This window comes from Prescottella subtropica (assembly GCF_005434945.1).
Lineage (GTDB): Bacteria > Actinomycetota > Actinomycetes > Mycobacteriales > Mycobacteriaceae > Prescottella > Prescottella subtropica.
This window is the reverse complement of the sequence record NZ_SKCH01000060.1, coordinates 1-1509: the sequence shown is the minus strand read 5'-3', so window position 1 is coordinate 1509 and position 1509 is coordinate 1. Positions and strand designations below refer to the sequence as shown.

Annotated in this window: 2 protein-coding genes; both read left to right on the top strand. The window is 59.5% G+C overall.

The window, feature by feature from the left end; genetic code table 11:
* Window positions 1–164: 164 nt before the first annotated feature.
* The gene (locus tag E0497_RS20310; RefSeq protein WP_137726602.1) at window positions 165–1082 is read left to right on the top strand and encodes a glycosyltransferase family A protein; all 918 of its coding nucleotides are present in this window, start codon (window positions 165–167) and stop codon (window positions 1080–1082) included.
* 145 nt (window positions 1083–1227) lie between these two features.
* Window positions 1228–1395, top strand: a complete 168-nt coding sequence (locus tag E0497_RS20305; protein ID WP_206663668.1) for a glycosyltransferase family 2 protein — start codon at window positions 1228–1230, stop codon at window positions 1393–1395.
* The last annotated feature ends 114 nt before the right edge of the window (window positions 1396–1509 follow it).

Here is a 1509-nt window from a genome sequence, read left to right as displayed (position 1 = left end):
GGTTTCGGCTGGGTGCTTCGCAACTTCCATCCAAGCCGGTAGGTCACACCCTCAAAACACCGGCCCCGCCTCCGCGAATCCGCAGGTCACAGCTGCCTCATCCGATCTTTCCGGGGCCCTGCCATCGGGAAGGACCAGTACACCAATCCAGGGGAGGATCCACAATGACAAACCCGACGTTGACCGTCGTAATTCCGGCATACAACGAACAGGACTACATCCAGGCCTGTCTCGATGCACTGATCGCCCAAATTTCCGACATCGACGAGATCATCGTCGTGGACAACAACTCGACGGACAACACCGCCCAGGTTGTCCACGAAGCACAGTCGCGATCCGACAAGATCCGACTGCTGAGCGAGACCGAACCCGGCGTTCCGTATGCCCTGTACGCCGGCTTCCATGCCGCTACCAGCGACCTCATTGCGCGAATCGATGCGGACACGTTCGTGTCGGCAGGCTGGGCAGCCGCGATCAAGGCTTTCTTCATCAAATTCCCCGACTACTCGGCGGGAACCGGTTTGGCCACCATGCACGACATGCCGTTCCAGGGTTTCTTCGTGCGCCTGCAACGACCCATCCGAGAGCGCATCGCATCGAAGTTCGAGGCCGGAGAGTGTCTCGACACGAGCGGCGTCGTCGGATTCAACGGTGTAATCACAAGCAAGATCTGGGCAGAGATCAGCTCCCGTGTGAGCTACCGCCGGGATATTCACGAGAACACGGACATGTCGCTGTGCATCCTCGAACAGGGCGGCAAGATCGGCGTCGTCCCCGGTATGAATGCGAAGATTTCCGGGCGTAGGTACTTGAGCACGCCCTGGAGCTATTTCAAGTACGCATCGTGCGAACCCAACGCTTTCAAGCTTCACAAGAAGCGAGCCGGTTTCGTGGCGACCTGGGCCGCTGTGTTCGTGGGTTCCGCCTTCCAGACCCTCATCTGGATCCCTGCCCGCAGTTACAACCCCACGACCGGGCGATTCTCCGTCAAACAGCTGTTCACTCCAGAGGCTGACCGCACCTTGCCGGTATCCGTCCGCGCCCATGATCTTCATGACACAGGGCGCGACGAGGAACGCTAGGTCGATCCAGTATCACGCACCCCATGTGGGCCGTATTCCGCGAGTTCGACGAGTGAAATCAGCTAGCTGAGCCTGACCGATTCACGGTCTGCACGCATCGGCATGCCCTGTAGTCGTTACCCGAAGGCCTTGGAGGTATTCACCCGTGCCGATTTCTGTAGTCATTCCTGCCTACAACGAAGAGCGCACGATCGAGAAATGCGTCCGCACAGTCCTCGACCAGGGCGATACTGTGGCCGAGATTATCGTCGTCGACAATGGGTCGACGGATTCCACCCAGGGCCTCGGCAAAGTCGTGAGTGATGCCCGCTGACCTGCGGTTTCAAGGTGGGATGGCGCACGATCGGGGTGCGGATTGGGGCGGGCACGACCGTCTCGGTGATGATGCAAGTCTCTACTCCCGCGTCATCAGGAACGAGTCGTGCCC